General features: G+C 74.5%; 21 protein-coding genes and 1 pseudogene. 6 read left to right on the forward strand and 16 right to left on the reverse strand.

The genetic code is table 11. The annotated features are described in order from the left end of the window. Positions 1-117: 117 nt before the first annotated feature. The 11 genes and pseudogenes from AC5L34_RS13720 to mraZ all read right to left on the reverse strand — a co-directional run bounded on the left by AC5L34_RS13720 (position 118) and on the right by mraZ (position 14,266). On the reverse strand, positions 118-933 hold the full coding sequence (locus AC5L34_RS13720; RefSeq protein WP_441174828.1) for a cell division protein FtsQ/DivIB: 816 nt from the start codon (positions 931-933) through the stop codon (positions 118-120). Beyond that, positions 930-2,465, reverse strand: coding sequence for a UDP-N-acetylmuramate--L-alanine ligase (gene murC, locus AC5L34_RS13725; RefSeq protein ID WP_441174829.1), 1,536 nt, complete (start codon positions 2,463-2,465; stop codon positions 930-932). The genes AC5L34_RS13720 and murC overlap by 4 nt, the downstream gene beginning before the upstream one ends. Positions 2,466-2,718: 253 nt before the next feature. Beyond that, a complete protein-coding gene (gene murG / locus AC5L34_RS13730; RefSeq protein WP_441174830.1) occupies positions 2,719-3,825 on the reverse strand; it encodes an undecaprenyldiphospho-muramoylpentapeptide beta-N-acetylglucosaminyltransferase in 1,107 nt (368 codons plus the stop codon). Further along, complete coding sequence (locus AC5L34_RS13735; protein ID WP_089003331.1) at positions 3,825-5,237, reverse strand: FtsW/RodA/SpoVE family cell cycle protein; 1,413 nt, start codon at positions 5,235-5,237, stop codon at positions 3,825-3,827. Before AC5L34_RS13735 ends, murG begins: the two co-directional genes overlap by 1 nt. A 307-nt stretch (positions 5,238-5,544) precedes the next feature. Further along, positions 5,545-6,672, reverse strand: coding sequence for a phospho-N-acetylmuramoyl-pentapeptide-transferase (gene mraY / locus AC5L34_RS13740; RefSeq protein WP_088999238.1), 1,128 nt, complete (start codon positions 6,670-6,672; stop codon positions 5,545-5,547). Continuing rightward, positions 6,669-8,093, reverse strand: coding sequence for a UDP-N-acetylmuramoyl-tripeptide--D-alanyl-D-alanine ligase (locus AC5L34_RS13745; RefSeq protein WP_441174831.1), 1,425 nt, complete (start codon positions 8,091-8,093; stop codon positions 6,669-6,671). Before AC5L34_RS13745 ends, mraY begins: the two co-directional genes overlap by 4 nt. Next, on the reverse strand, positions 8,090-9,652 hold the full coding sequence (locus AC5L34_RS13750; RefSeq protein ID WP_494825179.1) for a UDP-N-acetylmuramoyl-L-alanyl-D-glutamate--2,6-diaminopimelate ligase: 1,563 nt from the start codon (positions 9,650-9,652) through the stop codon (positions 8,090-8,092). Before AC5L34_RS13750 ends, AC5L34_RS13745 begins: the two co-directional genes overlap by 4 nt. 52 nt (positions 9,653-9,704) lie before the next feature. Then, positions 9,705-11,915 (reverse strand): peptidoglycan D,D-transpeptidase FtsI family protein, encoded by a 2,211-nt coding sequence (locus AC5L34_RS13755; protein WP_494825181.1) that lies wholly within the window; start codon positions 11,913-11,915, stop codon positions 9,705-9,707. Between the two features lie 5 nt (positions 11,916-11,920). Then, the gene (gene ftsL / locus AC5L34_RS13760) at positions 11,921-12,526 is read right to left on the reverse strand and encodes a cell division protein FtsL (protein ID WP_441174834.1); all 606 of its coding nucleotides are present in this window, start codon (positions 12,524-12,526) and stop codon (positions 11,921-11,923) included. Continuing rightward, positions 12,516-13,629 (reverse strand): annotated as a pseudogene (gene rsmH / locus AC5L34_RS13765) (16S rRNA (cytosine(1402)-N(4))-methyltransferase RsmH). The gene ftsL and the pseudogene rsmH overlap by 11 nt, the downstream one beginning before the upstream one ends. A 205-nt stretch (positions 13,630-13,834) precedes the next feature. Beyond that, positions 13,835-14,266 carry a division/cell wall cluster transcriptional repressor MraZ gene (gene mraZ, locus AC5L34_RS13770; RefSeq protein ID WP_088999233.1) on the reverse strand — a complete coding sequence of 144 codons (432 nt, stop codon included), beginning with the start codon at positions 14,264-14,266 and terminating at the stop codon, positions 13,835-13,837. Positions 14,267-14,621: 355 nt separating this feature from the next. Here mraZ and AC5L34_RS13775 point away from each other — a divergent pair, with 355 nt between their 5' ends. From AC5L34_RS13775 to AC5L34_RS13790, 4 genes are read left to right on the forward strand one after another with little or no spacing between them, the layout of a single operon-like run. Then, positions 14,622-15,869, forward strand: a complete 1,248-nt coding sequence (locus AC5L34_RS13775; RefSeq protein ID WP_357976039.1) for a Mur ligase family protein — start codon at positions 14,622-14,624, stop codon at positions 15,867-15,869. Further along, complete coding sequence (locus AC5L34_RS13780) at positions 15,859-16,581, forward strand: type 1 glutamine amidotransferase (protein ID WP_494825184.1); 723 nt, start codon at positions 15,859-15,861, stop codon at positions 16,579-16,581. The genes AC5L34_RS13775 and AC5L34_RS13780 overlap by 11 nt, the downstream gene beginning before the upstream one ends. Beyond that, entirely contained in the window at positions 16,578-17,261 is a 684-nt protein-coding gene (locus tag AC5L34_RS13785) for a TVP38/TMEM64 family protein (protein WP_441174836.1), read from the forward strand. Before AC5L34_RS13780 ends, AC5L34_RS13785 begins: the two co-directional genes overlap by 4 nt. Positions 17,262-17,269: 8 nt before the next feature. Beyond that, positions 17,270-18,112 (forward strand): aminoglycoside phosphotransferase family protein, encoded by an 843-nt coding sequence (locus tag AC5L34_RS13790; protein WP_441174837.1) that lies wholly within the window; start codon positions 17,270-17,272, stop codon positions 18,110-18,112. 73 nt (positions 18,113-18,185) lie between these two features. Here the strand turns inward: AC5L34_RS13790 and AC5L34_RS13795 are convergent, their stop codons facing one another. Then, the gene (locus tag AC5L34_RS13795) at positions 18,186-18,842 is read right to left on the reverse strand and encodes a response regulator (protein WP_441174838.1); all 657 of its coding nucleotides are present in this window, start codon (positions 18,840-18,842) and stop codon (positions 18,186-18,188) included. Further along, positions 18,839-20,062: a sensor histidine kinase gene (locus AC5L34_RS13800; protein WP_441174839.1), complete on the reverse strand. Its 1,224-nt coding sequence runs from the start codon at positions 20,060-20,062 to the stop codon at positions 18,839-18,841. Before AC5L34_RS13800 ends, AC5L34_RS13795 begins: the two co-directional genes overlap by 4 nt. Before the next feature lie 133 nt (positions 20,063-20,195). On the opposite strand from AC5L34_RS13800, the gene AC5L34_RS13805 reads away from it, so the two are divergent. Further along, positions 20,196-21,110 carry an ABC transporter ATP-binding protein gene (locus tag AC5L34_RS13805; RefSeq protein ID WP_441174840.1) on the forward strand — a complete coding sequence of 305 codons (915 nt, stop codon included), beginning with the start codon at positions 20,196-20,198 and terminating at the stop codon, positions 21,108-21,110. Further along, complete coding sequence (locus tag AC5L34_RS13810; RefSeq protein ID WP_441174841.1) at positions 21,107-21,961, forward strand: hypothetical protein; 855 nt, start codon at positions 21,107-21,109, stop codon at positions 21,959-21,961. The genes AC5L34_RS13805 and AC5L34_RS13810 overlap by 4 nt, the downstream gene beginning before the upstream one ends. A 99-nt stretch (positions 21,962-22,060) precedes the next feature. On the opposite strand, the gene leuS is transcribed toward AC5L34_RS13810, so the two are convergent. From leuS to AC5L34_RS13825, 3 genes are all read right to left on the reverse strand, one after another. Beyond that, positions 22,061-24,901 carry a leucine--tRNA ligase gene (gene leuS / locus AC5L34_RS13815; RefSeq protein ID WP_441174842.1) on the reverse strand — a complete coding sequence of 947 codons (2,841 nt, stop codon included), beginning with the start codon at positions 24,899-24,901 and terminating at the stop codon, positions 22,061-22,063. A 198-nt stretch (positions 24,902-25,099) separates the two neighbouring features. Beyond that, entirely contained in the window at positions 25,100-25,504 is a 405-nt protein-coding gene (locus AC5L34_RS13820) for a cation:proton antiporter (protein WP_441175136.1), read from the reverse strand. Next, the gene (locus AC5L34_RS13825; protein ID WP_441174843.1) at positions 25,501-25,758 is read right to left on the reverse strand and encodes a monovalent cation/H+ antiporter complex subunit F; all 258 of its coding nucleotides are present in this window, start codon (positions 25,756-25,758) and stop codon (positions 25,501-25,503) included. Before AC5L34_RS13825 ends, AC5L34_RS13820 begins: the two co-directional genes overlap by 4 nt. Position 25,759: the final 1 nt, after the last annotated feature.

Genomic DNA, 25,759 nt, shown 5'->3' on the forward strand with positions numbered 1-25,759 from the left:
ATGTCAACCACTGATCCCCTTCGGGGCAACGTAAGCGCCCTCACGCGATGAGCCAAGGACCCGCTCGGCGTGTCGCCGCCGGAGCGGGACGGGTCACGTCGCCAGTTGGGCAGCCGGTCACCGCAGGGTCACCACGTCGGGCGCGCTGACGTCGATGGTGTCGGCCTTCCGGTCGAGCAGCGCGCTGGCCACCCGGGCCTTGTCCGCGCCCCGGGTCGCGTCCCCCCAGACCACCACCCGGTCGCCGCGCAGCCGCAGCGTGATCCGGGCCAGCCCCTCGACGGTCACGTCCACCAGCTCGGCGCGCAGCTGCGGGGTGAGCGCGCCGAGCACCTCCAGCGCCGCCCGGGTCGGCCCGTCGCCCGGACCCGGCTCGGCGAGCCGGACCAGCGGCAAACCGTCCGGCGCCCGGGGCACCGTCCGGAAGACCACGCCCGCGCGGTCGATCACCACGAACTGCTCGCCGCGCGGCACCGCCGCCACGCCCGTGCGCTCGGTCACCCGCACCACCAGCGTGTCCGGCCAGTCGCGCGTCACCACGGCCCGCTGCACCGCCGGCAGCCCGCCGACCCGCCGCGCGGTGGCGGCCAGGTCCACCCGGGCCAGCGGGGCGCCGTCGGGCACCGCGGCCGCGTCGCGGACCTGGACGCTGGTGACCAGCTCGGCGCCCTCGACGCGGACCTCACGCACCCCGAACAGGCCGGTGCCGAGCACGGTCCAGGCGACCAGCCCGGCCACCGCGAGCACGCCCGCGGCGACCGCCCACGGCAGCGCCGCGCGCATCCGACGCTGCCGGGCCCGGGCCATGAAGCGGCGGGTCGACGCGGGCACCGCGTCGCTGCCGGCCCGGACCAGCTGCCACCGCCGCTGCGGCCCGCGCCGGCCGCCGCCGTCCGCGCCCGTGGTGCGCCCCCGCGCCGGGCCGGGGCTCATCCGGCTGCGGGCGCCGCGCCGTCCGGGACCGCGCCGCCGGCGCCGGGGACGGTGCCACCGATGCTCGTCGTCCCGCCCGCGTCGCCGCCGGGCGTCGTCCCCGCCGGACCGGCGGTACGCGCCGCCAGCGCGGCAAGCAGCTGATCCCCCATCAGCGAGATCGGCGGGGCACCCATGGTCACCACCACGTCGCCGGGGCGGGCCCGCCGGGCCACCTCCACCGGCGCGGCCTCCCACGAGTCCACGAAGACCTTCCGCTCCGCCGGCAGCGCCACGGCCTCGATCAGCGCCGCCGACCCCTCCCCCGGCTCGCGCAGCTCGCCCGGACCGAAGACCTCCAGCAGCACCAGTTCGTCGGCGATCGCCAACGACTCGGCGATCTCCGCCTGCAGGTCGCGGGTGCGGTAGAGCCGGTAGGGCTGGAAGACCACGATCACCCGGCCGTCCCCGGCCACCTCGCGCAGCGTCTGCAACGCCAGCGTCATCGAGGTCGGGTGGTAGGCGTACTCGTCGTAGACCAGCACGTCGTCCGCGACGCCCTTGCGCTCGAAGCGCCGCCGCACGCCGGGGAACGCCGCGAGCGCGCCCTCGGCCGCCTCCAGCGGCAGCCCCAGCAGGTACGCGGTCAGCACGGCCGAGGCACTGTTGAGCCCCATGTGCCGCCCGGGCACCGGCAGCCGGAACTCGCCGAGCGAGCGCCCGTCGATGCCCGCCAGGTAGCGAACCCCCCGGGCCGACGAGGCGATGTCGGTCAGCCGCAGGTCGGCGTCGGGCGCCTCGCCGTAGGTGTGCACCCGGCGGCCCTCCGCGCGCAGCGTCTCGGCCAGCCGCCGGCCGCCCGGGTCGTCGGCGCAGGTGATGATGAAGCCGTCCGGGTCGGTGAGCCGGGCGAAGTCGGCGAAGGCCGCCTCCAGCGTGGCGAGGTCGCCGTAGGTGTTCAGGTGGTCGGCCTCGACGTTGGTGATGATCGACACGTACGGGCGGTAGATCAGGAAGGAGCGGTCGCTCTCGTCCGCCTCGACCACGAAGTACTCGCCGGTGCCGTGGTGGGCGCCCGAGCCGACCTCGGAGATCTCCCCGCCGATGACGAAGGACGGGTCCTGCCCCGCCTGCTGGAGCACCATCGTGACCATCGACGTGGTGGTGGTCTTGCCGTGGGTGCCCGCGACCGCCACCGTCCGGCGGCCGGTCATCGCGGCGGCCAGCGCCTCGGAGCGGTGCAGCACGCGCAGGCCGCGCCGGCGTGCCTCCACCATCTCCAGGTGGTCCTGCGGGATCGCCGAGGAGTAGACGACCGTGTCGACGCCGTCGAGGTTGGACGCCTCGTGGCTCATGTGGATCGTGCCGCCGAGGGCGCGCATGCCGGCCAGCGAGGGCCACTCCCGCAGCTCGCTGCCGGAGACCCGGATGCCCCGGGTGAGGAAGAGCCGGGCCAGCCCGCTCATGCCGACCCCGCCGACCCCGATGAGGTGGATCGTGCCCAGGTCCTCGGCGGTGAGCGTGCCGGCCGGGGTGAACTGTGCGGTGTTCATGACGCGTACCTTCCCGTCGCGGTGCGCCCGGTCACGGGGCCACCGTCGTTCGCGACTGCGGGGCTCGCAAGCTCACTCCTCGCGCTCACTGCGCCTGCCTTTCGTTCGCGACTGCGGGGCTCGCAAGCTCACTCCTCGCGCTCACTGCGCCTGCCTTTCGTTCGCGACTGCGGGGCTCGCAAGCTCACTCCTCGCGCTCACTGCGCCTGCCTTTCGTTCGCGACTGCGGGGCTCGCAAGCTCACTCCTCGCGCTCACTTGGCCACCGCCTCGTAGACGAAGTTGAGCAGCGCCTCGTCGCCGTCGCGGCGGCCGTACGCGGCGGCGGCGGCGCCCATCGCGTGTAGCCGGTGCGGGTCGCGGATCAGCGGGATGACGGTCCGCTCGACCCAGTCCGGCGTCAGCTCGGCGTCGTCGACGAGCAGCCCGCCGCCGGCCTCCACCACGGGCAGCGCGTTGCGCTTCTGCTCCTGGTTGCTGTGCGGGTACGGCACGTAGATGGTGGGCAGCCCGATGGCGGCCACCTCGGCGCAGGTCATCGCCCCGCCCCGGCCGAGCATCAGGTCCGCCGCGGCGTAGCCGGCCTCCATCTCGGACAGGTACGGCAGCGTCACGTACGGGACCGGCAGGTCGGTCGGGACCGGCACCGGCTCGTTGCGGGCGCCGATCACGTGCAGCACCTGCACCCCGTTGCGGGCGAGTTCCTTGGCCGCGCCGGCGACGGCGAGGTTGATCGAGCGGGCGCCCTGCGAGCCGCCGGCGACGAAGAGCACCGGCAGGTCGGGGCGGAGGCCGAAGTGGGCCCTGGCGGCGTTGCGCATGGCGAACCGGTCCAGCCCGGCGATGCCCCGGCGCAGCGGTACGCCGACCACCCGGGCGTCGCGCAGGGCCTCGGCCTGGGCCGGCTGGTGCGGGAAGCCGACCGCCACGTGGTTGGTGAACCGCATGCCCAGCCGGTTGGCCACCCCCGGCGGCACGTTGACCTCGTGGATGACGATCGGCAGCTCACGCCGCCAGGCGGCGAGGTAGGCCGGCACGGAGACGTACCCGCCGAAGCCGACCACCACGTCGGCGCGCACCTCGTCGACGACCTTGCCCGCGGCGCGGGCCGCGGTCCACATCCGGCCGGGCGTCTTGACCAGGTTCATGTTCACCGAGCGGGGCAGCTGGTAGGCCGGGATCTGCCGCAGGTCGTAGCCCTGCGGCGGGATCAGCTCGTTCTCCAGGCCCTTGGGTGTGCCCAGACAGGTGATCCGGACGCCGGGGTCGTGTCGGCGCAGGCAGTCGGCGAAGGCGAGCAGCGGGTAGATGTGCCCCCCGGTGCCACCTCCCGCGAGCACCACCGAACGCAGCGGACCCATCAACGTCTCCTCTCGTCCGCCGACCCACGCCTGGTCCGGGCCAGCCGGACCCCGCGCGGTGCGGCCTGGTCGTCTCCCCGCCGCTCCCGCGCCCGGGGCACGGACCCTCGGGCGGCCGGGGACGCCGCCGGCCGGCGGCGCCGCCCGGGAAGCGGCGGCAACGGGGCCCAGAGTAGTCGGACCCATCGGGCCGGCGGACGGGCATGCAGCGCTCTGGCGGCGTCGGGTTCGGCGCGGGCGAAGGAGGCGAGCATCCCGATCGCGGCGAGGGTCACCACCAGGGCGCTCCCGCCGTCGGAGATGAACGGCAGCGGCACGCCGGTCAGCGGCAGCAGGCCGACCACCCCGCCGATGTTGATCACCGCCTGGCCGACCAGCCAGGCGGTCGCCGCCGCGGCGGCGAGCCGGCGGAACGGGTCCTCGACCCGGCGGGCGATCCGCAGGCCGGTGTACGCCAGCACGGCGAAGAGCGCCACCACCACGACGCACCCGACGACGCCCAACTCCTCGGCGACCACGGCGAAGATGAAGTCGTTCTCCGCCGCCGGCAGCCACTGCCACTTGAGGCTGCTCTTGCCGAGGCCGACGCCGAACCACCCGCCGTTCTCGATGGCGTAGCGCGCCTGGGCGATCTGGTAGCAGTCCTCCAGCTTGCACTGGTCCGGCGGCGGCGGATTGATGAAGGCGGTCAGCCGGGCCAGCCGGTAGTTCTTCTCGCCCGTCTCGCCGGAGCCGGCGCCGAGCGAGGCCACCGCGACCAGCAGGCCGATACCGAGCAGACCCACCGCGGAGAGCGCGGCGAAGACCCGCAGCCGCACCCCGGCTGCCCAGAGCAGCCCCACCACCAGGGCGAGCAGGCAGAGCATCGTGCCCAGGTCGTTGTAGCCGACGAGGACGAAGAGCAGGCCGACCACCGGGAAGAGGGGGGTGGCCAGCTCGCGCCACCAGCCCAGCGCGGCGCCCTTGCGGGCGATCACGTGGGCGCCCCAGAGCACCAGGGCGAACTTCGCGAACTCGGAGGGCTGCACCTGGATGCCACCGACGAAGAGCCACAGCAGCCGGGCCTCGACCGGGCCGATCCGGGCGGAGTCCTGGTTCGTCAGCCGGGCGTACGCGAGCAGCAGGTTGAGCACCAGCAGCAGGCCGACGGCGGTGAACAACAGCGGCCGGCCCAGGGACCGGTAGGTCGTCGCCGGCAGCCGCTGGCACGCCCAGAACGCGACGATGCCGATCACCGCGAAGATCGCCTGCTTGACCAGGGACGTCGAGGCGTTGCCGTTCTCCGCGTAGTCCCGGACGCTGGTCGCCGAGAAGACCATGGTGAGGCCGATCAGCAGCAGCAGGCCGGCGCTGGACAGCAGCAGGTAGTAGGAGGCCAACGGGCGGTCCAGCAGACCACGCAGCGCGGCCAGCCCGCCGGCGGCGTCCAGCCCGTGCGGCACCTGGGGACCGGGGTCGTCCGGCCCGCGCGTCGCGGCGGGCGCGTCGCGCGTACGCCTGCCTCCCGCCGACCGCCCGGGCGTCCCCTCTGCCGTGACCTCGATGCCTCGTCCCTCCCCCACCGCACCATCATGGCGGTTACCCGGGGTCGTCACCGGCGCAACGGCCCGGTCGGCGTGTCGGGCTTGCGCCGGGTCGCGCGGGCCTCCCGGGGCCGGACGCGCCGCGGGGCCCGGGGCGACACGCGCCCGGGCCCCGCGGCGGGACCTGCCGGCCCGCTCAGGTCATGTTGGCGAGGAACTCGCTGTAGAACAGGCCCAGCGCGATGGCCACGCCGATGCCGGCGATGATCCAGAACCGGACCACGATGTTGACCTCGCTCCACCCGGCGAGCTCGAAGTGGTGCTGCAACGGCGACATCCGGAACACGCGCTTGCCGGTGGTACGGAACGAGATGATCTGGATCACCACGGACATCGTGATGATCACGAAGAGGCCACCGATGATCGGCAGCAGCAGGATCGTCCGCGTGGACATCGCCATGCCGGCGATCAGGCCGCCCAGGCCCAGCGCGCCCGTGTCGCCCATGAAGATCCGCGCCGGCGAGGTGTTCCACCACAGGAAGCCCACGCAGGCCCCGGCCGCCGCGCCGGCGATCAGCGCGATCTCCAGCGGGTCCCGGACGGCGTAGCAGTAGTCCTGGGTGTAGTTCGGGTCGGCGCACCAGTGCCGGTACTGCCAGAAGGCGATCAGCGCGTACGCCGCGAGGACCATCACCGAGGCGCCGGTCGCCAGGCCGTCCAGGCCGTCGGTGAGGTTGACGCCGTTGGTCGCGGCCATCACCACGAAGATGAAGATGACCACCGCGCCGATCTTGGTGACGTCCAGCGCCGGGATGTCCCGGATGAAGCTGAGCGTCGTGCTGCCCACGGTCTCGGTGTTGGTCTCGGCCCCCGCGGCGTCGGTCATGGTGCTCGGGAAGTAGAGCGCCACGACGCCGAAGACCGCGCCGACCAGGATCTGCCCGAGCAGCTTGCCGCGCTTGTTGAGACCGCCGCTGTGCCGCTTGCGCACCTTGAGGAAGTCGTCGATGAAGCCGACCGCGCCGGAGAAGACCATCAGCCCCAGCAGCACCAGCGCGGTGATGGTCGGCTCGACCTGGGCGATCTGCGCGTCCGGCAGGGTCGTCAGGGCCAGGTGTCCGGCCACGTACGCGATGACCGTGGCCAGGATGAAGACCACGCCGCCCATCGTCGGCGTGCCCTTCTTGCCCTCGTTGCTGGCGAGCCCGAGGTTTGATCGGATCGGCTGGCCGGCCTTCAGCCGGGCGAACACCTTGATCGCGATCGGGGTGCAGAACAGCGAGACCAGGAAGGCCACCCCGATGGCGACGATGACCGCCCTCATGCGGCGCCGCCCCCCGTCGCCGTCGGGCCGGATCCGTCCCCGGCGGCGTCCGCGCGCAGCGCGTCGGCCACCTCCCAGGTGCGGTACCGGGAGCCCTTCACCAGGACGACGTCGCCCGGTCGTAACTCGCTGCGCAGCACCTCGACGGCCGCCGCCTGATCGGTGAGCAGCACCGACTCTCCTCCCCAGTCCCCTACCGATGTCGCGCCTTCGTGGATCGGCGCGGCCGGCTCGCCCACCACGAGCAGCCGGTCGACGCCCAGTTCGGCCGCGAGCCGGCCGACCTCGGCGTGCCCGTCGCGTTCGAACGGGCCCAGCTCGGCCATGTAGCCGAGCACCGCGACGGTGCGCCGCTCCCGCCCGATGCCGGTCAGCGCGCGCAGCGCGACCGCCATCGAGGCGGGGTTGGCGTTGTACGAGTCGTCGATCACGGTCACCCCGTCGACGCGTTCGAAGACGTCCATCCGGCGGGTGGAGACCAGCCCCAGCGCGCCCAGCGCGGTGGCCAGCTCGGCCAGCGGCATGCCCAGCTCGCGGGCCACCGCGGCGGCGGCGAGGGAGTTGGACACCTGGTGCCGGCCGGTCAGCCCGAGCCGTACGGGTGCGGTCCCCTCCGGGGTGACGAGGGTGTACGCGGGCCGCCCCCGCTCGTCCAGCGTCACGTCCTCGGCCCGCACGTCGGCGTGCGCCGCCTCGCCGTAGCGGACGACCCGGGCGACCGTACGCGCGGCCATGGCGTCGACCAGCGGATCGTCGGCGTTGAGCACGGCCAGCCCATCGGCGGGCAGCGCCTCGACCAGCTCGCCCTTGGCCAGCGCGATCGTCTCCACCGAGCCGAACTCGCCGATGTGCGCCACCCCGACATTGAGCACCACGGAGATCCGGGGCGGCACCACGTCGCAGAGGTAGCGCACGTGCCCCACCCCGCGGGCGCCCTTCTCCATCACCAGGTAGCGGGTCTCGGGCCCGGCCTGCAACGCCGTGTACGGGTGCCCCAGCTCGTTGTTGAACGAGCCGGGCGGGGCGACGGTCGGGCCGAGCCGCGCGGTGAGCTGGGCGATCAGGTCCTTGGTGGTGGTCTTGCCCGACGAGCCGGTCAACCCGACCACGGTGAGCCCGGGCAGCCGGTCGACCACCGCGCGGGCCAGCCGGCCCATGGCGGCCAGCGCGTCGTCGACCAGCACCATCGGCACGCCGGGCACCTCCCGGGTGCCGAGCACGGCCACCGCGCCGGCGGCCACCGCGCCGGCGGCGTAGTCGTGCCCGTCCACCTTCTCGCCCGGGAAGGCGACGAAGAGCGCGCCCGGGCACACCTTGCGTGAGTCGAACTCGACCGGACCGGTGACCCGGGCCTGCGGGTCGGCGCCGGCCAGCCGCCCGTCGACCGCCGAGGCGACCTCGGCCAGGCTGAGCGGGATCACCGCTGACCCGCCGCGTCGGCGAAGCGGACGCGCAGCGCGTCGGCCAGCTCGGTGCGGTCGTCGAACGGGTGCACCTCGCCACCGATCTCCTGCCCGCGCTCGTGGCCCTTGCCGAGCACCGCGACCACGTCGCCCGGCTCGGCAAGCCGGACCGCCGCGTCGATCGCCGTCCGGCGGTCGGCCACCTCCTCGACCCGGGCCGTCGTGCCGGCCTGTCGGGCGCCGGCGAGCACCTCGGCGCGGATCGCCGCCGGGTCCTCCGTACGCGGGTTGTCGTCGGTCACCAGCACCACGTCGGCTCCCTCCGCCGCGGCGGCGCCCATCACCGGCCGCTTGCCCCGGTCCCGGTCCCCGCCGGCACCGATCACGCAGATCAACCGGCCTGCGCCGTACTCCCGCAGCGCCGCCAGCGCGGCGACGATCGCGTCCGCCTTGTGCGCGTAGTCGACGACCCCCCGGACCGGGCCGGGGGCGTCCACCAGCTCCAGCCGGCCGGGCACCCCGCCGCATTCGGCCACCCCGGCGGCGGCGGTGCGCGGATCCACGCCGGCGGCGACGAGCGCGGCGATGGCCAGCAGGGCGTTGGCCACGTTGTGCCGGCCCGGCAGCGCCACGCCGGCCGCCACGACCAGCCCGTCGGGGCCGTGCGCGGTGAACCGCTGCGCGTACCCCTCGCCGCCGACCTCGTCGGCCCACCACGTGGCGCCCGGGTCTCCGGCCGCCGAGTAGGTGACCGTCGTCGGGCGGTACAGCGGCTTCAGCGCGGGGTCGTCGTGGTTGAGCACCTCGACCGCGCAGCGCCCGTCGAACAGCTGCGCCTTCGCCGCGAAGTAGTCCGCCGAGTCGGCGTGGAAGTCCAGGTGGTCGGAGCCGAAGTTGGTGTAGCCGCCGACCGTGAACCGGACCCCGCCGACGCGGCCCATCGCCAGCGCGTGGCTGGAGACCTCCATGACCACGGCCGTGACGCCGCGCTCGCGGGCGGCGGCCAGCATGGCGTGCAGGTCGGTGGCCTCGGGCGTGGTGCGCACGCTGTCGATCGCCAGGTCGCCGAGGCGGGTCTCGACCGTGCCGATCAGGCCGGTGGTGTGGCCGGCGGCGCGCAGGCCGGACTCGACCAGGTAGGCCGTCGAGGTCTTGCCGGCCGTGCCGGTCACCCCGATCACCGTCAGGTGCGCGGTCGGGTCGCCGTAGACCGTCGCCGCGAGGTCGCCCAGGACCGCGCGGGGGTCGGGGACCACCAGCGCCGGCAGGCCCGCCCCGGTCACCGCCGCGGCGCCCGCCGGGTCGGTCAGCGCCGCCACCGCGCCGGCGGCCGCCGCGGCGGCGGCGAACTCCGCGCCGTGCCGGCGGGCGCCCGGCAGGGCCGCGTACAGGTCGCCGGGGCGGACCTCCTGGCTGGCGTGGGTCACCCCGGTCACCACCACCTCGGCGGCGCCCTCCGGGGGCTCGACGGCGAGTCGGGCGGCGAGGTCGCCGAGCCGGACACCGATCACGGTACGGGGACGAGGATTGCCGGGCACGGCGTCAGACCCTACCCGGTCGTCCGGTTCCGGCCGCACAGCCGCCCCGGTGGTTCGTCGGCACTCACCGATGATGTCGCGGTGTGGCCGCTCAGCGCGGATAGACCGTGAACTTCGGGGCCTTCTCCCCACTCGGCGGCACGCCGTAGTGACGCAGCGTGAACTGCATCATGTCCCGGAACGCGGGGGCCGCGATGGCCCCGCCGCCGCCGGAGGGGGTGTGCGCGAAGACCGCGATCACGTAGCGCGGCTTCTCCGCCGGAGCCATCCCGATGAACGAGGCCACCTCGCCGAGCTGCTTCTGCCCGTCGACCAACCGCCAGCCGGTGCCCGTCTTGCCGGCGACCCGCCACTCGGGGATCGCCGCGGCCCTGCCGGTGGCGTCCTCGACGGTGGTGACCGCCTCCAGGATGTGCCGCAGGGCGGCGGCGTTCTCCGGGCTGAGCACCGACCGGGTGACCGGGGGCTCGGTCAGCGCACGCTTCCCGTCCGGCCCGATCACCTCCTTGACCAGGCGCGGCTGCACGTACGTGCCGTCGTTGGCGATCGTCGCGTAGACGGCGGCCATCTGCAGCGGCGTGGCGTCCACGCTGTGCCCGATCGGCACCGACCCGGCCGACGACCCGCTCCACTCGTCGGCCGGCAGCAGCCGCCCGCTGGCCTCGCCGGGCATGCCGACCCGCGTCGGCTCCCCGAGGCCGAAGCGCTTCTGGTAGTCGATGAGGCGTTCGGGGCCGAGCTTGTCGGCGATGTGGATCGTGCCGACGTTGGACGAGTACGCCATCATGCCGGGCAGGCTCATCCGCTTGCCGTCGGCGCGGTGCGTGTCGGAGAACCAGGTGTCGCCCTTCTTGATGCTGTTGGCGATCGGCAGCGTGGTGTCGGGGGTGATCACGCGCTCCTGGAGCGCGGCGCCGAAGGTGATCGCCTTGTGCACCGAGCCGGGGTCGACCACGAAGCTGGTGGCCGCGTCCTCCCGGTCGCTCGGGTCGCTCGGCACCGGCTTCGCCGCGTTGTAGGTGGGGTGGCTGGCCTGGGCCAGCACCTCGCCGGAGGGAATCTCGATCACCACGGCGGCGCCGGTGCTGCCCTTGCTCTGCGCCATGTGCCGGCTCAGCATCCGCTGCACCATGAACTGCAGGTCACGGTCGATGGTGAGCTGGAGCGAGCTGCCCGGCCTGGCCTTGGTCGTCTCGCTGTAGCCGCCGGGGATCGGGGCGGCCAGGTCGCCGAGGCCGACCTCGTAGACCCGCTTGCCGTCCTTGCCGCGCAGCACGTCGTCGTAGCGGGCCTCCAGCCCTTCCAACCCGACCATGTCCTGGCTGGTGAAGCCGAGCAGGTTGGCCGCGAGGTCCCCGCCGGGCACCTCGCGCCGCTCGTCGCGGTGGGTGTAGATGCCGGGCAGCTCCAGCGCGGTGATCTTCCGGGCCCGGTCGATGTCGACCCCCCGGGCGAGGTACTCGAACTGCGAGTCGACGCCGTTGACGCGCTTGCGCGGCTTCATCTTCTCGGCCAGCTCCGAGGCCGGCATGCCGAGCAGCGGGGAGAGCGCCTTGGCGGTGGCCTGCTGGTCCTTGACCTGGGTGGGGTCGGCGTAGACGTAGCGGGCCTCGACGCTGTGCGCCAGCGGGGCGCCGTCCCGGTCGTAGATGGCGCCGCGCGCCGCCGGCAGCGTGACGGTACGCAGCCGGTCGGCGACGCCGCCGCCGGCGTACGCCGGAGTCTCCACGGTCTGGAGGACGACCAGCCGGATGCCGATGACGGCGAAGAGCGTCAGGGTGAGCACGGTGCCCAGCCGCAGCCGGCGCCGGGGGTCGGCCAGCCGGGGTGGCTTACGCGGCTTGCGCGACGGTCGCCGGGCGGCCGGGCGGTCCGGCCGGCGCGCGGGCCGCGCGGCGGTGCGGCGCGGCGCGGGCGGCTCGTCGTCGTGGCGGGGGGTGCGCGGTGTGACGGTACGGACGACGCCGGAGCGGCCCGCCGCCTCGCGCCGGCCGGCCCGGCCGGCGCCCGCGCGGCCGCCGTCGAGCACCTGGAGGGCGGGGCGGAACGGGTCGCCGGAGCGGGTGCTGCGCGGCGTGCGGCGCTGCGCGGCGGGGCCGGCGTCCGCGTCGGGCTCGGCGCGCCCGCCGGCGCGCTGCTCGCGCACGGTGCGCCCGCGCGGGGTGTACGCCCGGGCGTCGGAGATGCCACCGACCCCCGGCTCACCGGAGCGCGGTTCGGCGCCCCGGCCACCGGCGTTGCGGGACGAACCGCGCCGGGAGCCTGTGGCGTCCCGGCGCGGTTCCTCCGATCTCGGTGGCACGGTCGTCAGCCTCCCGCGCCCTGCTGGCTGGTGATCGAGGGCTGGCCCTCGGCCGGCTGCGGCACGCCGATCACCTTGCCGTCGGGCAGCCGGATGTACGCCGGCTCGCCGGCCTCCACCAGGCCGAGCTTGCGGGCCCGGGCCTCCAGGTTGCCCGGGGCCTCCGCGTCGGCGATCTCCTTGTTCAGCTGCTGCTGCTCCACGTCGAGCTTGGCCTGCTGCTCCTGGAGCTTCTCCAGCCGGAAGGCGTTCTCGTTGATCTTCGTGTTGACCAGCAGGATGCCGAGCACCCCGCCGACCACCAGCACCAGCACCAGCGCGGCGAAGGGCGCCCGGGGCACCCGCACCGGCGGTGGCGGCGCCACCCGGAGTCGGGGCGGACGCGCCGTGCCGGCGTTCTGCCGCTCGGCCGGCCGCAGCGCGGCGCTGCCCTGGGTCGGGAACTCGCGCGCCCCCCGGGCGCGAGTCTCCCCCTGCCGGTTCGCGCGGTCCGCCCGCGGCGTGCCGGTCCCGATGCGCGTGGCCCGCTCCGCCGCGGTCCGGCCCCCCGACCGCGGTGCGCGCTGCCCGCCGCCGGTTACGTCCCGGCGGTCGCGCTTGTCAATCGTCATGTCCCTCCCCCTCTTCGTCCGTCCCTGTCCCGTCCCCCGGGGTCCGTCGGATCCGTGTCGGATCCTCCGGTCCCCGCCCCTGGCTGGTGCATTGCCTTCACCCGCCGGCGGTACCGTTCGCGGTCGGTACGCCCCTGCTGCGCAGCGTCCGGGTCGAGTCGCTCCGCGGCCCGCAGCCGCACCGAGGCGGCGCGCGGGTTCGCGGCGACCTCCGCCTCCCCGGGCAGTTCGGCGCCCCGGCTCAGCAGCCGGAACGTCGGACCGGACCCGGGCAGTTCGACCGGGAGGTCTACCGGGCCCTTGCTGCGGACCCGGTCGCTGAGCGCCGCCTTGGTGAGCCGGTCCTCCAGCGAGTGGTAGGACAGGACCACCATGCGGCCGCCCACGTTGAGCTTGTCGAGCGCGGCTGGCAGCGCCGTCTCCAGCGCTGCCAGTTCCTTGTTTACCTCGATCCGTAAAGCCTGAAACGTTCTCTTGGCCGGGTGTCCCCCGGTTCGTCGCGCCGGTGCCGGAATGGACTCCCTGACCAGTTCCGCCAGCCGCGCCGACGAGGTGATCCGGGCCCGCTCGCGTTCGCGGATGATCGCCGAGGCGATCCGGCCCGCGAACTTCTCCTCGCCGTAGACCCGCAGCACCCGGGCCAGGTCCGGGTGCGGGTAGGTGTTGACCACCTCCTCGGCGGTCACCCCCCGGGTCTGGTCCATCCGCATGTCCAGCGGGGCGTCCTGCGCGTAGGCGAACCCGCGGTCGGGTGCGTCGAGTTGCAGGCTGGAGACGCCCAGGTCGAACAGGATCCCGTCGATGCCCGGGTAGCCCAGCCGGTCGAGCACCTCCGGCAACTCGTCGTAGACGGCGTGCTCCAGGTGGACCCGGTCGGCGAAGCGGGCCAGCCGGACACGCGCGTGGGCGAGCGCCTCGGTGTCCCGGTCGAGCCCGATCAGCACCGTCTCCGGATGCGCCTCGAGAACCGCCTCGGCGTGCCCGGCCAGCCCCAGCGTCGCGTCGACGTGGACCGTCCGTCCGCCCCGGCCCAGCGCGGGGGCCAGCAACTCGAGACACCGCTCGAGCAGCACCGGCACGTGCGTGCCGCGTAGCTCCCCCATGTCGACCCCCACTGGTGTGAAACCCTCGTCCTTCATGCGTCCGTCGTCGGACGACGCCGTGCCGTCGTACCGCCAGATCCCCATCCGCTCCCGCCCGTCGGAGGCCGCGGCCCTCCGATCGGATCGTGCGCCTGGCACCGGGGAAGGGGTGCCAGGAACTCGAAAGCGGGTGGAGATCTCGCAGTACGTCGGGCGTCATCACGCCCTACAGACCGCTGGGCAGCACCCCCTCCTCGATGTCGGCGAAGTCGTCTTCGCTCTCCGCGAGGTAGGACTCCCAGGCAGCCTTGTCCCAGATCTCCACCCGGGTGCTCGCGCCGATCACCACCAGGTCCCGGTCGAGTGCGGCGTAGGCCCGCAGGTGGGCCGGGATCGTCACCCGGCCCTGCTTGTCGGGCACCTCGTCGTGCGCGCTGGCGAAGAAGACCCGGCTGTAGGCCCGGGCCGCCTTGTTCGTCATCGGCTGCGCGCGCAACTGCTCCGCGATCCGCTGGAACTCGGGCATCGGGAAGGCGTAGAGGCAGCGATCCTGCCCTTTGGTTATCACGACACCCCCCGCCAACTCGTCCCGGAACTTCGCCGGAAGGATCAACCGGCCTTTGTCGTCCAGGCGTGGGGTGTGGGTGCCGAGGAACATCGGCCCAACCCCCTCGCCCTTGAGCGGCGTTCGCGGCGCCGCTGACCCCCCGGGCCGGTGGGCCCTCCCGGCCTCACCATTGGGCCCCACTCTACTCCACTTCCCTCCACCCGCAACCAGAATCGCCCGCGTGGCGCGGCGTTTCGGCGCGCAAAACCGCACGTCAACGGGGGTGGAGCGGAGTGGAGGGCTGCGGGGCCGCCGGGGCCGGTCCGCTTTCCGACATAGATCGACTCCGTCCGGCTGAGCGCGCCCCGACCGCCCCGCCGGGCCACCCCGGCCGAACGGTTCGCCGTCGGCGGCGATCTGGCGGGGTCGGCGGTCCGGTAACCTCGCTCGGGTGACGGACGCGAAGATGCCCCTGCGGGCAAAGGTGGCCAGCTCGGTGTCGCGGACCGCCGCGGCGCTGTCGCGGGCCGCGGGGCGCGGTGACGGCTCGGTGATCGGCGGCTGGATCGGCCTGAAGATCGACCCGGACCTGCTGGCCCACCTGTCGGCCGGGCGCGCGATCGCCCTGATCTCCGGCACCAACGGCAAGACCACCACCACCCGGCTCACCGCCGCGGCGGTCGGGGTGCTCGGTCGCGTCGCCACCAACTCGTTCGGCGCCAACATGCCGACCGGGCACACCTCGGCGCTCGCCAAGGCCGGCAGCACGCCCTACGCCGTGCTGGAGGTCGACGAGCACTACCTCGCCCAGGTGCTGGAGGCCACCGAGCCGCACGTGGTGGCGCTGCTCAACCTCTCGCGCGACCAGCTCGACCGGGCCAAGGAGGTCGCCATGATGGCGCAGCTCTGGCGCGCCGCGCTGGTCCGGCACACCAACGTGCGCATCGTCGCCAACGCCGACGACCCGATGGTGGTGTGGGCCGCCACCCCGCCGCCCAACCACGACCACCGCATCGCCCCGCCGCACGTCACCTGGTTCAGCGCCGGGCAGCGCTGGCACGACGACTCCTGGGTCTGCCCCGAGTGCGGCTCCACCATCCAGCGCTCCGGCGACCAGTGGTGGTGCAGCGGCTGCCCGCTGCGCCGGCCCGAGCCGCAGTGGACGGTGGAGGACGACGGCGTGCTCGACCCGACGGGCGCCTGGCACAAGGTCAAGCTCCAGCTCCCCGGCAAGGTCAACGTCGGCAACGCCGCGACCGCGCTGGCCGTCGCCGCCGAGTTCGGCGTCCGGCCCGTGGACGCCGTGCTCCAGCTCGGCACCGTCACGTCCGTCGCGGGCCGCTACGCGCAGGTCGACCGGGACGGGCGCAACATCCGGCTGCTGCTGGCGAAGAACCCGGCCAGCTGGCTGGAGGCGTTCGACATGGCCGACGTCGCCCCGACACTGCTCTCCATCAACGCCCGGGACCCCGACGGGCTGGACACCTCGTGGCTCTTCGACGTCGACTTCGCCCCGCTACGGGGCCGGCAGGTGCTGATCACCGGCGACCGCGCGTACGACCTCGCGGTCCGGCTGGAGGTCAACGACGTGCCCTTCCAGCATGTGCGGACATTCGCCGACGCCGTCCGGTCGGTGCCCCCGGGGCGCCTGGAGGTCATCGCGAACTACACCGCGTTCCAGGACATCCGAGCGGAGTTGGACCGTGTCAACTGAGAGCCTGCGCATCGTCTGGATCTACCCCGACCTGCTCTCCACCTACGGCGACCGTGGCAACGCGCTGATCCTCGCCCGCCGGGCGCGCCTGCGCGGTTTCCCGGTCGAGGTGCTGGAGGTGCGCTCCGACCAGCGGCTGCCCTCCACCGCCGACATCTACCTCATCGGCGGCGGCGAGGACGGCCCGCAGGCGCTCGGCGCGCAGCGGCTGCTCGCCGACGGCGGCCTGCACCGGGCCGTCGCCCAGGGCTCGGTCGTGTTCGGCGTCTGCGCCGGCTACCAGCTCCTCGGCACCTCCTTCTTCGCCAAGGGCACCCTCTACGCCGGGCTGGAGCTGCTCGACCTCTCCTCCGACCGGGGGCCGACGCGCGCCGTCGGCGAGCTGGCCGGCGAGATCGACCCGCGGCTGGGCGTACCGGCGCTGACCGGGTTCGAGAACCACGGTGGGCGTACCCACCTCGGCCCGGGGGTCTCCCCGCTGGCCCGGGTCACCGCCGGGGTCGGCAATGACGGCGCCACCGAGGGGGCGTGGCGGGGCAAGCTGCTCGGCACGTACTCGCACGGCCCGGCCCTGGCCCGCAATCCCGCGCTGGCGGACCTGCTGCTGCGCTGGGCCACGGGCGTGCACCAGCTCCCGCCGCTGGACGACACCTGGTCGGACCGGCTGCGCGCCGAGCGCCGCGCCGCGGTGGCCGCCGCCGCCAGGGCATGATCCCGGCCGTCCGGCGGCTGCTGCGCCAGCCGTCGGCCGTCCGCTTCGCCCTGCTGCTGCTCCTGTTGGTCACCTTCGGGGCGGTGCTGCTCGTCGTCGACCTGCCCGAGGCGCACCAACTGCCCCGGCTGGCCGACCGGATGGGCGCCCTCGCCCCCGTGGCGGCGGTCCTCGGCGGCGCGCTGCTGCTGGTCGCGCTGGTCCCCCGGACCTTCGTCACGCTCGCCTCGGGAGCGATCTTCGGCGCGCTGGAGGGCGCCGCGTACGCGCTGGGTGCCGCGCTGCTCGCGGCGGCGCTGGGCTTCGCGGTCGGCCGCCTCCTCGGGCGGGAGTTCGTCGCCGAGCGGGTACGCGGCCGGCTGGCCCGGCTGGACGGCTGGTTCGCCCGGCAGAGCGTCCTCGGCGTGATCACCGTACGGCTGCTGCCGATCGCCGGCTTCGGGCTGGTCAGCTACGGCTACGGCACCACCGGCGCCCGGGTCCTGCCGTTCCTCGCGGGCAGCGTGATCGCGTCCGCGCCCACCGCGTTCGGCTACGCGGCGGTGGGCGCGGCGGTCACCTCACCGGGCGACGTCAACTGGTTCGGCGCCGCGCCGGCCGCGCTCGGCCTCGTCGCCAGCGTGGTGCTGATCCGCCGCTGGTGGCGCGCCGAGCGGCAGCGCCGGCTCGGGCCGAGCTGAGGCCGGCGGTGCGCAGTCGGTCGCCCGGGGCGGGCGGGGACACCGGGCCGGGACACGAGGAGCGGCAGCCGACCGCCGCCACCGGTCGCGTCGACCCGGCCGTCGCCGGGGAGCGGCTGCGCGGCGGCTTCATCGCCGAGGTGGTCCGGGTCGGCGACACCGTCCGGCGTACGCCGCCGGAGAACGCCGAGTTCGTCGCCGCGCTGCTGCGGCACCTGGATCGGGTGGGCGCGGACGTCGCGCCCCGCCACCTCGGCACGGACGAGCGGGGTCGGCAGGTGCTCAGCCACGTCGACGGCCGGGTGCCGTGGCGGGACAGGGAGGATCCGGCGTACTTCGCGGACCCGGCGCTGACCCGGCTGGCCGAACTGGTCCGGCGGCTGCACGACGCCTGCGCGGGCAGCCCGCTGGCCGGGGACGCCGAGACGGTCTGCCACCGCGACCTGTCCCCGAAGAACACGGTGTATCGGGATTCCCCCGCCGGCCCGCTGCCCGTGGCGCTGATCGACTGGGACCTCGCCGCGCCGGGCCGGCGGGTCGAGGACGTTGCCTTCGCCGCCTGGCACTGGGCGGCGCCGGGAGCCGACCCGGTGGAGCTGGGCCGGCGCGCCCGGCTGCTCTGCGACGCCTACGAGGCGGCCGGCACGGGGTCGCTCGCGCTGCCCCGCGCCGAACTGGTCGACGTGATGCTCGCCCAGATGGACGGGACCTGGCGCGGGATCGCGACCGGCGCCGAGCGGGGCGATCCGGCCATGTGCCAGCTCCGCGAGGCGGGGATCGCCGACCTGGTGCGCGACTGGTACGACTGGCTGGCCGAGCACCGCCCGGTGGTGACGGCCGCGCTGCGCTGACCCGCTCCGTGCCGCACCGCGGCCGCACTGCGCTGACCGTCCGGAGCGCGCCCGCCCCACCCGGTCGCGCGCCTCATCCCGCCGTGGAGACCAGCCCCGCCTCGTAGGCGGCGATGACGAGGTGCACGCGGTCGCGGGCGCCCAGCTTGCTGAACAGCCGGGCCACGTGGGCCTTGGCGGTGGCCGCGCTGATCGTCAGCTCGGCGGCGATCTCGCCGTTGGACAGGCCCCGGCCGACGAGGGTCAGCACCTCGCGCTCCCGCTCGGTGACGCCGTCGAGGGCCCGGGTCGGGGCGGCGGGGGCCGGTCGGCGGGCGAACTCGGCGATGAGCCGGCGGGTGACCCCGGGAGCGATCAGCGCGTCCCCGGCGGCGACCACCCGGACGGCGTTGAGGATGTCGTCCAGCGCCATGTCCTTGACCAGGAATCCGCTCGCGCCGGCGCGCAGCGCGGCGTGCACGTGCTCGTCGTCGTCGAAGGTGGTGAGCACGAGGACGCGGGTGACGCCGCCCGCCGAGGTGATCGCCCCGGTGGCCCGGATGCCGTCCATGCCGGGCATCCGCAGGTCCATCAGCACCACGTCCGGCACGAGCTCGCGGGCCAGCCGTACCGCCTCGGTCCCCGTGCCCGCCTCGCCGACGACGTCGATGTCGGGGGCGTCGGCGATGAGCACCCGCAGGCCGGCGCGGACCAGCGGCTGGTCGTCGACGAGCAGCACGCGGACGCTCACCGCTCCCCCGTCCCGGCCGGCTCCACCGCCGCCGGCGACACCGGGGGTACCGCCGTCGCCGTCGGCAGCCACGCCGCCACCCGGAAGCCACCCTCCGGGCGCGGCCCGGCGTGGAACCGCCCGCCCGCCAGGGCGACCCGTTCCCGCATGCCGACGATGCCGTGTCCCTCGCCGCCGACCGAGCCGCCCCGGCCGTCGTCGACGACCTCCACCGCGACCTCGTCGGGGCCGTACGTGACGGTGACCCGGCACCGGTCGCTGCCCGCGTGTCGTACCACGTTGGTGAGCGCCTCCTGCACGATGCGGAACGCGGCGAGGTCGACCTCGGCCGGGACCGGCCGCCGTTCGCCGCCGCGCCGCAGGTCCACCCGCACGCCGGCGTCGGCGGCGGCCGTGACCAGCCGGTCGAGGTCGTCCAGCCCGGGCGTCGGATCCAGCGACGCCGACTCCGAATGGGGGCGGCGCAGCGCGCCGAGCGTACGCCGAAGGCCGGCCAGGGTGTCGCGGCTGGTCGCCTCGATGGTGGCCAACGCGGCGCGCGCCTGGGCCGGCTGGGTGTCGATGACCCGGGCCCCCACGCCGGCCTGGATGGCGATCACCCCGATGCTGTGGGCGACCATGTCGTGCAGCTCGCGGGCGATGCGCAGCCGCTCGGCGGTGACCGCCTCGGCGGCGGCGTGCGACCGCAGCGCCTCGGCGTAGCCGCGCCGGGCCCGCACGGAGTTGCCGACCGTCCACGCGGTGACGACCGCCAGCACGGAGAGCGTGGCCCGGCTCACCGGGTCGGTGGAGGGGTTCACGAAGCTCGCGGTGATCTGCACGGCGAGCGCCACGACGGCCACCGGCGCCGAGACGCGGCGGGACCTCCCCGCCGCGATCAGCCCCACCACCAGGTCGACCGCCAGGAACTGCGCGTACCAGATGTCGGCCAGGTAGCCGTCCTCGCCGACGTTGACGACCACGGTGACCACGCACGCCGCGACGAGCATCAGCGCCAGGGCCAGCACCGGCCGGCGCCGCAGCAGGCCGGCGGGCGGGGCCACGGCCAGCAGCGGGACCAGGTAGCGCTCGGCGAGCCACCAGTCGCCGAACCCCACGCCGTTGCGGCTCGACGCCACGACCGGGGCCATGAGCACGGCGAACGGCAGCACCGCGACGCCGAGCCAGGGCAGCACCGCCCGCGCCGGGGCGCGGCGCGGTGGCGGCGCGGTCGCATCCATGCCGCACACGGTAGCCAGCCCGCCGCCGCCCGGGCATCGGCCCACGGGCGTACGCCCCGGGGCGGGTCACCGCCCGCCGGATGTGCCCGCCGGGGCGACGCCGCGACGGCCGTCACCCGGCAGCGTGGGCCGGGTGATCGAACTGAACGCCCTGACGAGACGGTACGGCCGCACGACGGCCGTCGACGACCTCACGTTGACCGTGCGCCCCGGCCACGTGACCGGGTTCCTGGGCCCCAACGGGGCCGGCAAGTCCACCACGCTGCGGATGATCATCGGGCTCACCGCGCCGACCAGCGGCACCGTCACCGTGGACGGGGTGCGTTTCGCCGACCGGCCGCGCGGGCTGCGTCACGCCGGCGCGCTGCTGGACGCCGGCGACGTGCACGGCGGGCGCAGCGCCGTCGCGCACCTGTGGGCCCTGGCCCGCAGCAACGGCATCGCGCGCAGCCGGGTCGACGAGGTGCTGCGGGAGGTGGGGCTGTCGGCCGCCGCGCGGCGGCGCATCGGCGGCTTCTCCCTCGGCATGCGGCAGCGGCTCGGGATCGCCGCCGCGCTGCTCGGGGACCCGCCCGTGCTCCTCTTCGACGAGCCGTTCAACGGCCTCGACCCGGAGGGGGTGCGCTGGGTACGGGACCTGTTCCGGCGGCTGGCCGCCGAGGGGCGTACGGTCTTTGTCTCCAGCCACCTGATGAGCGAGATGCAGAACTGCGCCGACCGGCTCGTGGTGATCGGCCGGGGCCGGCTCATCGCCGAGCAGAGCCTCGCCGAGTTCGCGGCCGGGAGCAGCCGGGCCGCCGTGTCCGTCCGTACGCCCGACGCGGCGGGCCTGGCCGCCGTGCTGGCGGCGGAGGGCGCGGACGTGCGGCCGGGCGACGCCGGGGCGCTGATCGTGACCGGCCTGACGGCCGCGCGCATCGGCGACCTCGCGCTCGCCCACCGCATCGTGCTGCACGAGCTGAGCACCCGAACGGCCTCGCTGGAGGACGCCTTCATGGCGCTCACCGCCGACAGCGTGGAGTACCTCGCCGGGGAGGGGACCCGATGACCGCCGTGACCGGGGCGACCCGCCGACCGACCGTGACCGGGCCGCCGGCCCGGTTCCGCGACCTGCTGGCCGCCGAGTGGATCAAACTCTGGTCGCTGCGCTCGACCCGCTGGACGCTGCCGCTGGTCTTCCTGTTCGTGGTCGGGGTCAGCGTCAACGCCAGCCTCGCCGACCACCGGAACTGGCCGGCGTACCCGGAGGGGCGCCGGGAGATGTTCCGGCTGTACGGGCCGCTGCGCGACGCCTTCCCCGAGGCCGGCTACCTGCTGCTGATCCTCACCTCGGCCACCGTCGGCGCCCTGACGGTCGTCGGCGAGTACCAGAGCGGGCTGATCCGGGCCACGTTCGCCGCCGTGCCCGTCCGCCGGGCGATGGTCGCGGCGAAGGCCGCCGTCCTGGCCGGGGTGATGCTCGTCCTCGGCGCGGTCACCGCGGCGACCTCGTTCTGGGTGTCCCAGGCGATCCTCGCCGACCGGGGCGCCGGCTGGTCGATCGGCGAGCCGGGGGTGCTGCGCGCCGTCGTGGCGAGCGCCGTGCTGGTGCCCGTGTGCGCGCTGGTCGGGATGGGTCTGGGCGCCCTCACCCGGCACGCCGCCGGGGCCGTGGCCGCCGCCACGGCGGTGCTCGTGCTGGTGCCGATGGCGGTGGACAGCGACGAGCACCGGTGGATCGCCGAGGCGTACAACGCCCTGCCGCTCACCGCCTGGCTACGACTGATCGAGGTGCACCCCGACGTCCTCAACCCGGACCCGTACCCGGCCACCGTCACCGGCTCCTGGCTGACCCTGGCCGCCTGGTCCGTGGCCGCGACCCTGACGGCCGTGACCCTCACCCACCGCCGCGACCCCTGATCCAGGTCAGCCGCGCCGATCATGCAGTCGTGGTGCCCGACTCGTCCAGGTCCGGGGACTCCGCCCCCCACCACGACTGCATGATCGATCCAAGAGAAATCAGGCCACCACGGAGACCATGCGGCCCTTGATGACGATGACCTTGCGGGGTTCCTTGCCGGCCAGCGACGACGCGACCGCCTCCAGGGCCGCCGCGCGGACGGTCTCCTCGGACGCGTCGGCGGGGACCTCGACGCGGCCGCGCACCTTGCCGTTGATCTGCACCGGATACGTCACCGTCTCCGCCACCAGCAGCGCCGGGTCGGCGGTCGGGAAGTCCGCGTACGTCAGGGAGGTGTCGTGCCCCAGCCGGCGCCACAGTTCCTCGGCGACGTGCGGGGCGAACGGCGCCACCATCAGCACCAGCGGCTCGGCCACCTCGCGCGGGGTCTCCGCCAGCCGGGTCAGCCCGTTGGTCAGCTCGATCAGCTTGGCGATCGCGGTGTTGAACCGGATCGCCTCCATGTCGCCGCGGACCCCGTCGACCACCTTGTGCAACAGCCGCCGCGTCGCGTCGTCGGCGGGGGCGTCGGTGACCCGCAGCGCGCCGGTCTGCTCGTCGACGATCGCCCGCCAGACCCGCTGCAGGAACCGGTACGACCCGACGACCGCCCGGGTCTCCCACGGGCGGGACACCTCCAGCGGGCCCATCGACATCTCGTAGACGCGGAACGTGTCCGCCCCGTACGCGGCGCACATCTCGTCCGGCGTGACCACGTTCTTCAGGGACTTGCCCATCTTGCCGTACTCGCGGTTGACCTGGGTGTCGCCCAGGTAGAAGCCGCCGTCGCGCTCGGTGACGTCCTCGGCCGGCACGTAGGCGCCCCGGGCGTCGGTGTACGCGTACGCCTGGATGTAGCCCTGGTTGAACAGCTTGCGGAACGGCTCGAACGACGAGACGTGCCCCAGGTCGTACAGCACCTTGTGCCAGAACCGCGCGTACAGCAGGTGCAGCACGGCGTGCTCGGCGCCGCCGACGTACAGGTCGGTGCCACCGCAGTCGCCCTCGCCGCGCGGCCCCATCCAGTACGCCTCGTTCTCCGCGTCGACGAAGCGCTGCGAGTTGGTCGGGTCCAGGTAGCGCAGCTCGTACCAGCAGGAGCCGGCCCACTGCGGCATCACGTTGGTCTCGCGGGTGTAGCGCTTCGGGCCGTCGCCCAGGTCCAGCTCCACCTCGACCCAGTCGCGCCGGCGCGACAGCGGCGTCTCCGGGTTGCTGTCGGCGTCCTCCGGGTCGAACGTGCGCGGCGAGAAGTCGTCGACCTCGGGCAGCTCGACCGGCAGCATCTCCTCCGGCAGCGCGATGGCGGCGCCGGTCTCGTCGTACACGATGGGGAACGGCTCGCCCCAGTAGCGCTGCCGGCTGAACAGCCAGTCGCGCAGCCGGTAGGTCACCGCGCCGGTGCCGTGCCCGTTGGCCTCCAGCCACCCGATGGTCGCCGCCTTGGCCTCGGCCACCCCCAGGCCGTCCAGGTCCAGGCCGCGCTCGGGCGCGGCGCTGTTGATCGCCGGGCCGTCCCCGGTGTACGCCTTGCCGTCGAAGCCCTCCGCCGGCTGCACGGTACGCACGATCGGCAGCTCGAAGACCTCCGCGAACGCCCAGTCCCGCTCGTCCTGGCCGGGCACCGCCATGATCGCGCCCGTGCCGTAGCCGGCCAGCACGTAGTCGGCGATGAAGACCGGGATCCGCCCGCCGGTGACCGGGTTGGTGGCGTACGCGCCGACGAAGACGCCCGTCTTCTCCTTCGTGTCGGCCTGCCGCTCGACGTCGGTCTTGGCCGCCGCCGCCTTGCGGTACGCCTCGACGGCCGCGCGCGGGTTGGCGTGCCCGCCGGTCCACGCGTCCTTCGTGCCCTCGGGCCAGGCGGCCGGCGCCAGCGCGTCGACCAGTTCGTGCTCGGGGGCCAGCACCATGTAGGTGGCGCCGAAGATCGTGTCCGGCCGGGTCGTGAACACCCGGATCGGCTCCACGGTGGTCGGGAAGTCGATGTGCGCGCCGGTGGAGCGACCGATCCAGTTGCGCTGCATCAGCTTGATCGGCTCGGGCCAGTCCAGCGTGTCCAGGTCGTCCAGCAGCCGGTCGCCGTACGCGGTGATCCGCATCATCCACTGCTTCAGGTTGCGCTTGAAGACCGGGAAGTTGCCCCGCTCGGAGCGGCCGTCGGCGGTGACCTCCTCGTTGGCCAGCACGGTGCCCAGCCCCGGGCACCAGTTCACCGGCGCCTGCGAGACGTACGCCAGCCGGTGGTCGTCGACGACGGCCCGGCGCTCGGCGACGGACAGTTCCGCCCACGCCCGCCCGTCGGGGGTCGGCCGGTTGCCGCCCTCGAACTCGGCGATCAGCTCGGCGATCGGGCGGGCCCGCTTCGCGTCCGTGTCGTACCAGGAGTTGAAGACCTGCAGGAAGATCCACTGCGTCCAGCGGTAGAAGTCGGTGTCGATGGTGGCCACCGAGCGGCGCTCGTCGTGGGCCAGGCCCAGCCGGCGCAGCTGCGCCTTGTAGCGCTCGATGTTCGCCACCGTGGTGGTGCGCGGGTGGGTGCCGGTCTGCACCGCGTACTGCTCGGCGGGCAGGCCGAACGCGTCGAAGCCCATCGCGTGCAGCACGTTGCGCCCCGCCATCCGCTGGTAGCGGGCGAAGCAGTCGGTGCCGATGTAGCCCAGGGGGTGGCCGACGTGCAGGCCCGCGCCCGACGGGTACGGGAACATGTCCAGGACGTACAGCTTCTCCGCCCCGGCGCGGGGGTGACCGGGGTCGGCCAGCGGGCCGGTCGGGTTCGGGGCGTGGAACGTCCCCTCCCGCGCCCAGACCTCCTGCCAGCGCTGTTCGATCTCCTCGGCCAGGGCCGCGGTGTACCGGAACGGCGGCACGTCGCTGGCCGGTGCGGCTGCCTCACTCATGGCGTCTCTCCTCGATCCGCTGTTCGTCGTACCGCGGGATGCGGGTCGGTCTCGTCCGGTAGGCACAAAAAAACCCCTCGCGCAGGAGGGGCGGCCGTGCTGTCGCGGATCAGCGCGTCAACACGGCTCGGTAAGAAGCAGACCGGCCACGGACATGCCCCGCAGTCTACCGCCGGGTCGATGGCGACGGCGAGACGGTTACCCACCCGCGGGTCCGCCACCCGCAGGTCCGCCACCCGGCGGGTCGCCTCCGGCATCGGCGGGCGATCCGGCGTCGGCGTCGGCGTCGGCGAGGTCGTCGTAGCGGGTCAGCGCGGCCAACGGGCTGCCCGCCCGGTAGGACGCCACGGCCAGCGCGTAGCCGCCCACGGGCGCGCTGACCAGTTGCAGTCCGACCGCCACGGCCACCACCACCGCGCTGCGCGCATCGAACACCAGCACCAGCACCCCCGCCAGCACGCACACCATGCCCAGGCTCGCCGCCTTGGCCACCGCGTTCATCCGGTTGTAGACATCCGGCAACCGAAGCAGGCCAAGAGCACTGACCGCGATCAGTCCGGTGCCCACGAGCAGCGGAATCGCCGCCAGCACGGTGCGCATCAGCGCGACCGCCGGTGCACCAGGCGGGCCAGGGCGACCGTGGCCAGGAAGGCCACCAGGGTGCCGGTCAGCACCAGGTCCAGCAGGGCCGGGAAGTCCAGCCGGGCGGCCAGCACGGCCACCGCGGCCAGGACGACGAAGAAGCCCAGGTCGAGGGCAGCCGCCCGGTCCGCGTCCGTCGGGCCGACGGCCAGCCGCCAGATCACCGGCAGCACCGACAGCGCGAGCACGACGAGCACCACGTCGAGCAGGAACACG

Source organism: Micromonospora sp. ZG13 (assembly GCF_059359355.1).

Coding starts and splice junctions, on each gene's coding strand:
- AC5L34_RS13720 (WP_441174828.1), bottom strand. CDS start 933: ATGAGCCCCGGCCCGGCGCGGGGGCGCACCACGGGCGCGGACGGCGGC.
- murC (WP_441174829.1), bottom strand. CDS start 2,465: ATGAACACCGCACAGTTCACCCCGGCCGGCACGCTCACCGCCGAGGAC.
- murG (WP_441174830.1), bottom strand. CDS start 3,825: ATGGGTCCGCTGCGTTCGGTGGTGCTCGCGGGAGGTGGCACCGGGGGG.
- mraY (WP_088999238.1), bottom strand. CDS start 6,672: ATGAGGGCGGTCATCGTCGCCATCGGGGTGGCCTTCCTGGTCTCGCTG.
- ftsL (WP_441174834.1), bottom strand. CDS start 12,526: ATGACGATTGACAAGCGCGACCGCCGGGACGTAACCGGCGGCGGGCAG.
- mraZ (WP_088999233.1), bottom strand. CDS start 14,266: ATGTTCCTCGGCACCCACACCCCACGCCTGGACGACAAAGGCCGGTTG.
- AC5L34_RS13775 (WP_357976039.1), top strand. CDS start 14,622: ATGCCCCTGCGGGCAAAGGTGGCCAGCTCGGTGTCGCGGACCGCCGCG.
- AC5L34_RS13785 (WP_441174836.1), top strand. CDS start 16,578: ATGATCCCGGCCGTCCGGCGGCTGCTGCGCCAGCCGTCGGCCGTCCGC.
- AC5L34_RS13800 (WP_441174839.1), bottom strand. CDS start 20,062: ATGGATGCGACCGCGCCGCCACCGCGCCGCGCCCCGGCGCGGGCGGTG.
- AC5L34_RS13810 (WP_441174841.1), top strand. CDS start 21,107: ATGACCGCCGTGACCGGGGCGACCCGCCGACCGACCGTGACCGGGCCG.
- leuS (WP_441174842.1), bottom strand. CDS start 24,901: ATGAGTGAGGCAGCCGCACCGGCCAGCGACGTGCCGCCGTTCCGGTAC.